Source organism: Vibrio sp. N418 (assembly GCF_000222565.1).
Taxonomy (GTDB): domain Bacteria; phylum Pseudomonadota; class Gammaproteobacteria; order Enterobacterales; family Vibrionaceae; genus Vibrio; species Vibrio scophthalmi.
Map to the genome: position 1 here is coordinate 1 of NZ_AFWD01000076.1, position 6538 is coordinate 6538.

Consider the following 6538-nt stretch of genomic DNA (forward strand, 5'->3'; position numbering starts at 1 on the left):
GTTAAGTGGTGAGCAACGCCAACCACTCTGCCTAAACCATTGTGGCATAAACACTTAAACTGAAGAAAGCCGAAAGCGCCAAGCGTTGGGAGTCCGTCTTAAACGCTTTGTTATGTGTGTTTTTCTTGCAGTGCCTCGAAAGCTAACTCTTCAAACTCACCTGTTAACTCAGTGCCTAATTCATCTTGTAATTTGTAGTAAATCTGATGCTTACCGATAGCTGCGCTACCCTCTAAACCAAGTAGAATTGTATACAGAGCATCCGTCAAAGACTCATCCACAACGCCTTTTATTACATCTAACTGCTTCGCATCGATACCAGCGTCTTCCAACGTATTTAGGCGAGATATTTCTGAATCCTTCGAAAAATAGCCTTCAACTAGCTGACGTTTGAGCTCAGAGAACTCATTTACAAATTCCTCAGAAGATATTGAGATTTTCACTTTTGTTACCATTCCTTCAAAACACATAACGCCGTGTTAAGGGGCGAAATACGCTATACCCCAAAACTAAACCATTGTGACTAAAACACCTAACTCGACATTTGATACCAACTCGCCAAGCGTTTGAGTCCCTCTTAAACACTTTGTTAACTGGTGAACTCAACACAACCACAAAAGCTAGGATAACCATTAGTTAAGCTAACCCAAATAGTTACTCAGGGAACTCTTTCGACTATTTTTCGAGTCTGTCGAATATCTCACAATCTAATGCTTGTACCATGAAACTTAGTCATCTAACTCCGAACCCTTATATTAGACGCCTAATAAGCGTCTAACACGCAGTCACGCAACTTAGCCACAATCACAATCGTTTCATTAGACCAAATAATGCAAATCAGAGAAATTAGCTACAAACAGAAACGCACACAAGGGGGGATTTTCACGGAAACCAGTTAACGCCGCGTTAAGTGGTGAGCAACGCTAACCACCTTACCTAAACCATTGTGACATAAACACTTAACTCAAAGTAAGCCGAAAATGCCAAGCGTTGGGAATCCGTATTGAACGCTTTGTTAGCCGCTAGTACACCTTACTAAGATCCTTACGCCACTCGGGCTGAACATCTTCAAATGCCCAGTACGTTTCCATCCGACAAATTTGATTTGATGCAAATGTAAATATGCTTGTAGCGTAAAAACTATCCGGGAAAGAGGGGCTTGTAACGTAAACGATACTAATGACTTTATCCGAGTCAGTGCTCTCGGCATGCTTTACTTCAAACATCCAATCTTTACCAAAGACTTCGTTTACAGCAATGAACTCATCAGCACTTTCGTAATATTCACGACTTGTTGGCCATATAACTTCTAGCTGCTCATTAAACAAGGATTTGGAACCCTCATAATCTCCGGCACTGAATTTATCCCAGAGACTTTTTACGATTTCAACTTTACCCACACTACATTCCTTGCATTGAAAACTATAGTAGCTGCTAACGCCGCGTTAAGTGGTGAGCAACGCAAACCACCCAACTTAAACCATTGTGACATAAATACTTAAACCGAAGAAAGCCTGAAACGCCAAGCGTTGGGAATCCGTCTTGAACGCTTTGTTAGAAAATTTTCACAGCCAGCACTGATCTTTGCTCATCAGTCATCAAGGAAATTAACTCACAGTACTTCCTTAGACGAACTATTTTGTCATGTACCCAACTTTTTCCTGTTACAAACAGATAAATTAGATACCCACCACAAAGCGTGCCTAAAATACCAATTACAAAAAGATCTTCATTGTTTGTTTGCCAAAAACCATAAGTCAGTGATGAAGCTAAGAATGCAACAAAGAAAGTTGGCAACGGAGATACTAATATAGGAGCGATTGCCATAGACCTTAGCTCGATATCACAAGTATCTCGAACTTTTGAGTAGTTAATTCCTTGGGGCTGTAGCTCGTTAACGAACTCAATGAACATAAAAACTCTCGCATAATCATAATTAAACGCTCTCGACTTGATTACTTCATCAAATTGACTCCCCAAATATTGATACTTTTTCGCGGGTAAGTCAGATAATGTAACCATCAATGAGTAAGCAACTGGTCCCCATATGACAGCTGTCATAAATAGTATATTTTTACTTTCATCAAAGGCTACTAACCCTATAAAAAAACAACCGAGAACGAAAAGTTGAAGAGCAACCTGTAATTTTTCAGCCCCACTTAACTCACAAAAACAACTTAATATCAGTCGAGCTCTATTCGATTTTTTGAGAGCTTTGTAAGCGATAACATAATCGTTCAATTTGACCTCCATTTTCTAACGCCGCGTTAAGTGGTGAACAACGCCAACCACTTTACCTAAACCATTGTGACATAAACACTTAAACTAAAGTGAGCTGAAAATGCCAAGCGTTGGGAATCCGTCTTGAACGCTTTGTTATGTTGCTAGTTGAATAGGTCATTTAGAGCTTCAACTGATAACGCCCACCCTAATTGACGCTGTGGCATTCTATTGATAGTTGCTGTAATTTCAGAAAGGTCACAATGTTCAAACCCACCCTCCGCATGGATAAAATCTTGGAATAACGACATCTTTTCATTCATATGCCCAACTAATTTTCGGCTATCAGTTTTTGTAAAGCCAATCGCTGCCGGAGCATTTTCAAACGAAGCTAGGATCTCTCTTGGTGCGTTTTCTAACTCTAAAAGGTTCAGCAGCCCACTTTTGAAGGCTTCATGAAAGTATTTAGATTCTGATTTCCTAAAGCCAACCAAAATGAAAGACATCAGAGTCTTTTCTTCCATGAAAAATAGACACTTACGACGCTCTTGAGTGAATATGTGCATATACCAATTCCCCAGAACATGAGATTCACTGTCAACTTCGGATAAGTCTTGGGCTTTTAAACCAAGTAGATCTTGAGACTTCTTAGTGCAACGCAATTGATACATAGTTGGAATTCTCACTAATAATAAGGGCTTACCCATCAGTAGAGCATATTGGTAGCTGATTGCAACATAACGCCGCGTTAAGTGGTGAGCAACGCCTACCACCCTACCTAAACCATTGTGACATAAACACTTAACTCAAAGTAAGCCGAAAATGCCAAGCGTTGGGAATCCGTCTTAAACGCTTTGTTATAGCTTTTCTAGCTTGGCAAATGAACTTGCAAGCAACTGAGTCTCTCCGGTTTCATGAAGCCAAATATAAACTTCTGGTTTGAACTGTGCTGATTCTTTTAGGAAAACCATTTGTTCTCCAAGACCATTGCTGGCAATTGCCAATGCATTGTGTGGAAAATTGCCAAAACCAAAACACGACTTGGTTTCTGCAATAATGTGGTTACAAGTACGAGCTAGCCTTTTTCGATCGGAGTTGTCCTTGATTGGGTAAAGCTCCCAATCATCTTCTTCGGTCGTTGCCTCACCACCATTATCAGTCTTCATTGATTCACGGTAATCATGGGGGAGCCTTGCACCAAGCTCCAACTCAGTATTAACTAATTGTTCTTCTGTTAAGTTGAATGCCATTTTTACTCCAAAGCTATAACGCCGCGTTAAGTGGTGAGCAACGCCAACCACCCAGCCTAAACCATTGTGACATAAACACTTAACCCAAAGTAATCCGAAAATGCCAAGCGTTGGGAATCCGTCTTAAACGCTTTGTTATGCGTAATTTTCTTTAATTAGGTGGGTAATGCAATTCAATAAATTCAGAGACATCTGGCCAACTCCTTGTGTGCAAAAAGTGATCAGAAAGATATGACTTATGTTTAAACGGATAAGAGTAATTACTTAATTCTAACCTATACATGATCTGATTTGACATTTCATAAGAAGGCCACACGGTGTCATAACGTGCAGACGTCAAAAGTATTGCCGCACTACTATTTTCTAAGGGAATCATAAACTGTTCCACCAAATCTTCATTTTCTATAACCTTATACCAAGGGCTATAGTTATCTGAGTATTTCAGACAGATGTTAGCGACATCCTTGCCTCCCCATGTCCAAGATGATTGACATGGATCCCTTTCAAGGAGATTTAAGTATGCTTCCTCGGTACGGTATCGATCATATGAACTCCATGCATATGCGCTAGGTACACCCGCTACTACTAATTCGACGAATTCGAATTTACTTGCTAAAAGAAGTGCTAACTCACCACCACGGCTAGTACCATATACTGCGATGGTATTTTTCTTTAAATCATCTTGAGTTTGAACCCAATTAAATGCCTGCTCAAAGTATTCAAGTGGCACGCGTGTTAGTGATGCGGGTATAGCCTTTGACGGAGACTCTTGATCAAAATAGGACAATGAAAGAACAGCATAACCTTTGCGCACCAACTCATTGGCACTTATTCGTATTACAGCAGACTTAGTAACAAAATCCCCCCCTTCTGAACCACCTAATATCATAATCACTGGCTGATTCAACCGACCTTCAGTGTAATAAAGATCTCCTACAATAGCCGGATTGTCGACAGTACGATGAGAAACTGCAAACGAATAAAAAGAGGTCAAAGCTGTAGCAAATAAAATTGATGTCTTAAATAACCTCATACCGTCCCCTTTAAATACACATGGTTCAACGCATTGGATTGCTATTACGCATAACGCCGCGTTAAGTGGTGAGCAACGCCAACCACCCGACCTAAACCATTGTGACATAAACACTTAAACTACAGTAAACCGAAAATGCCAAGCGTTGAGAATCCGTCTTAAACGCTTTGTTAGAAATTACTTTAGGTTTGTGAAACTTAAAGGTTTGGGATGACAATCTCCATAAATATCGATATCTGTCCCGCCATTATTGGGCAAAGCCTTTAGAACCAATGATAGTGCTGATTTTCCGTTGCCCATATGTGAATCGTTGTCATCAAACTCCCATACTTCATAGAACTCTGGGTAACTATGTGAGACCACGTTTATCGCAGTCACTTGACTTGGTTGATAGCCACACATTTGATGAAAACTATCAAGTACATCCTTCAGTACGCGCTGATCTGAAACTGCAATTGTTTGCCCAGGAGTTCCTGCCATTATCTGACCAATGACCGACTTTGAATCGTTAGCTTCAACCTCAGTAAGACGATAATGTGAATACGATAATGCTAACTTTGAATTCGCTTCCAACAGCATTTTGTCAGCGCTACTTGCCGTAATGGGTATGCTCAGACAAAGGGCAGATAAGCCCCAAAAAATCTTATTCTTACACACGATACATTCCTTGTAATTTCTAACGCCGCATTAAGTGGTGAACAACGCGACCACCAAACCTTAAACCTTGCCACATTTAGCACTAAAGCTGACCTGAACTTAAATTGCCAAGCGTTGAGAATCCGTCTTAAATGCTTTGTTAGCTGCTTTTACCAATGGATTACATGAAATTAAACTTAAATTCCCCATCAGGATCTTCTACATGAATGACATCATTATAATTAACTGCTTTAAAACTAGAATTTTCATACAAAATACTAATTAGCTTGTTTTTGACAACTTCTGTTTTAAGTGCCGCAGCTAGAGCTTCGTGAGAAAGCTTTATAAAAGGAGTAAATACATCGTCAGTATCTGCCCAATCAGCATAAATTCCCCTCAGTTTCGCCGATGCCTCGTCTTTCTCATCGCCTACGCAATGAATGATAAACTCATAATGGGAGTCTTTAGGGTGTTCATTAAACTTTGAACCATCCTTGTTCCAAATATTCCAATATAAATCGTCATGCCAAAATGCAATTGATAAAGTCATGTGAGAAAATGCTTTTTGCTGAACATAAAACCTCATGTTCTCATTATTCTGCTCAATCAACTTAACTAATACTTCTTCATAAAGGCTACAGAGTTCTTTTTTTGATACCATCAGTTCACTCCAACTAGTATGATAATGTTTGTCAGCTAACGCCGCGTTAAGTGGTGAGCAACGCCTACCACCCTGCCTAAACCATTGTGACATAAACACTTAGCCCAAAGTAAGCCGAAAACGCCTTGCGTTGGGAATCCGTCTTGAACGCTTTGTTATATGCGTGTTTGAAGCTACGTTATGACTGCTTCAATTTTGTTTCCATCAAGGTCTCGAATAAATGCCGCATAATAAGTTTCACCATACTCTGGTCTAAAACCCGGCTTACCTTCGCATGTACCACCTAGCTCGATTGCTGTGGCATAGAATTGGTCAACAGATTCTTTATTTGGGGCATTGAAAGCTATATGTAATCCGTTACTCGAAGTCGCTTTACCTTCGCAAGGACTACCAACCCAAAACTCGAAGTTTTCACCATAAGCAGCCGCTACACTTTCGATATAGTGAGAACGCTTAATGGACAATGTAGACAACACCGAATCGTAAAACTTAACGGCTGCCAACACATCAGAAGCACCAACTGAAACGTGATTTAAAATCATTTTGAAGTCCTTTTGATTACTAGAAACCCGAAAGCATGTAACGCCGCGTTAAGTGGCGAGCAGCGCTTCCACTGTACTCAAGACATTATGCCATAAACACTGATGCATATCTTTGAACTAAAGCCGCCAAGCGTTGGGAGTCCGTCTTAAACGCTTTGTTATGCGCGTTTTTCTAAGGGGCTTGGGTAAGCCTGTC

The 6538-nt window shown here is 40.3% G+C and carries 9 protein-coding genes; all 9 read right to left on the reverse strand.

Going from position 1 to position 6538, the window contains the following annotated elements:
* Nucleotides 1–110 precede the first annotated feature (110 nt).
* Nucleotides 111–443 (reverse strand): hypothetical protein, encoded by a 333-nt coding sequence (locus RH86_RS16365; protein WP_009387338.1) that lies wholly within the window; start codon nt 441–443, stop codon nt 111–113.
* Between the two features lie 579 nt (nt 444–1022).
* Nucleotides 1023–1400 (reverse strand): hypothetical protein, encoded by a 378-nt coding sequence (locus RH86_RS16370; protein ID WP_009387339.1) that lies wholly within the window; start codon nt 1398–1400, stop codon nt 1023–1025.
* A 154-nt stretch (nt 1401–1554) separates the two neighbouring features.
* Nucleotides 1555–2241: a hypothetical protein gene (locus RH86_RS16375; protein ID WP_139047663.1), complete on the reverse strand. Its 687-nt coding sequence runs from the start codon at nt 2239–2241 to the stop codon at nt 1555–1557.
* A gap of 143 nt (nt 2242–2384) precedes the next feature.
* Complete coding sequence (locus RH86_RS16380) at nt 2385–2927, reverse strand: DUF6933 domain-containing protein (RefSeq protein WP_223296360.1); 543 nt, start codon at nt 2925–2927, stop codon at nt 2385–2387.
* 150 nt (nt 2928–3077) lie between these two features.
* A complete protein-coding gene (locus RH86_RS16385; protein WP_009387343.1) occupies nt 3078–3470 on the reverse strand; it encodes an SMI1/KNR4 family protein in 393 nt (130 codons plus the stop codon).
* 151 nt (nt 3471–3621) lie between these two features.
* Nucleotides 3622–4503: an acyl-CoA thioester hydrolase/BAAT C-terminal domain-containing protein gene (locus RH86_RS19990; RefSeq protein ID WP_009387344.1), complete on the reverse strand. Its 882-nt coding sequence runs from the start codon at nt 4501–4503 to the stop codon at nt 3622–3624.
* A gap of 177 nt (nt 4504–4680) precedes the next feature.
* On the reverse strand, nt 4681–5160 hold the full coding sequence (locus tag RH86_RS16395) for a hypothetical protein (protein WP_009387345.1): 480 nt from the start codon (nt 5158–5160) through the stop codon (nt 4681–4683).
* A 160-nt stretch (nt 5161–5320) separates the two neighbouring features.
* Complete coding sequence (locus RH86_RS16400; RefSeq protein WP_139047664.1) at nt 5321–5893, reverse strand: hypothetical protein; 573 nt, start codon at nt 5891–5893, stop codon at nt 5321–5323.
* 80 nt (nt 5894–5973) lie between these two features.
* Nucleotides 5974–6342, reverse strand: coding sequence for a VOC family protein (locus RH86_RS16405; RefSeq protein WP_009387347.1), 369 nt, complete (start codon nt 6340–6342; stop codon nt 5974–5976).
* Between the last annotated feature and the right edge of the window lie 196 nt (nt 6343–6538).

Coding starts and splice junctions, on each gene's coding strand:
- RH86_RS16380 (WP_223296360.1), bottom strand. CDS start 2,927: ATGGGTAAGCCCTTATTATTAGTGAGAATTCCAACTATGTATCAATTG.
- RH86_RS16385 (WP_009387343.1), bottom strand. CDS start 3,470: ATGGCATTCAACTTAACAGAAGAACAATTAGTTAATACTGAGTTGGAG.
- RH86_RS19990 (WP_009387344.1), bottom strand. CDS start 4,503: ATGAGGTTATTTAAGACATCAATTTTATTTGCTACAGCTTTGACCTCT.
- RH86_RS16400 (WP_139047664.1), bottom strand. CDS start 5,893: ATGTCACAATGGTTTAGGCAGGGTGGTAGGCGTTGCTCACCACTTAAC.
- RH86_RS16405 (WP_009387347.1), bottom strand. CDS start 6,342: ATGATTTTAAATCACGTTTCAGTTGGTGCTTCTGATGTGTTGGCAGCC.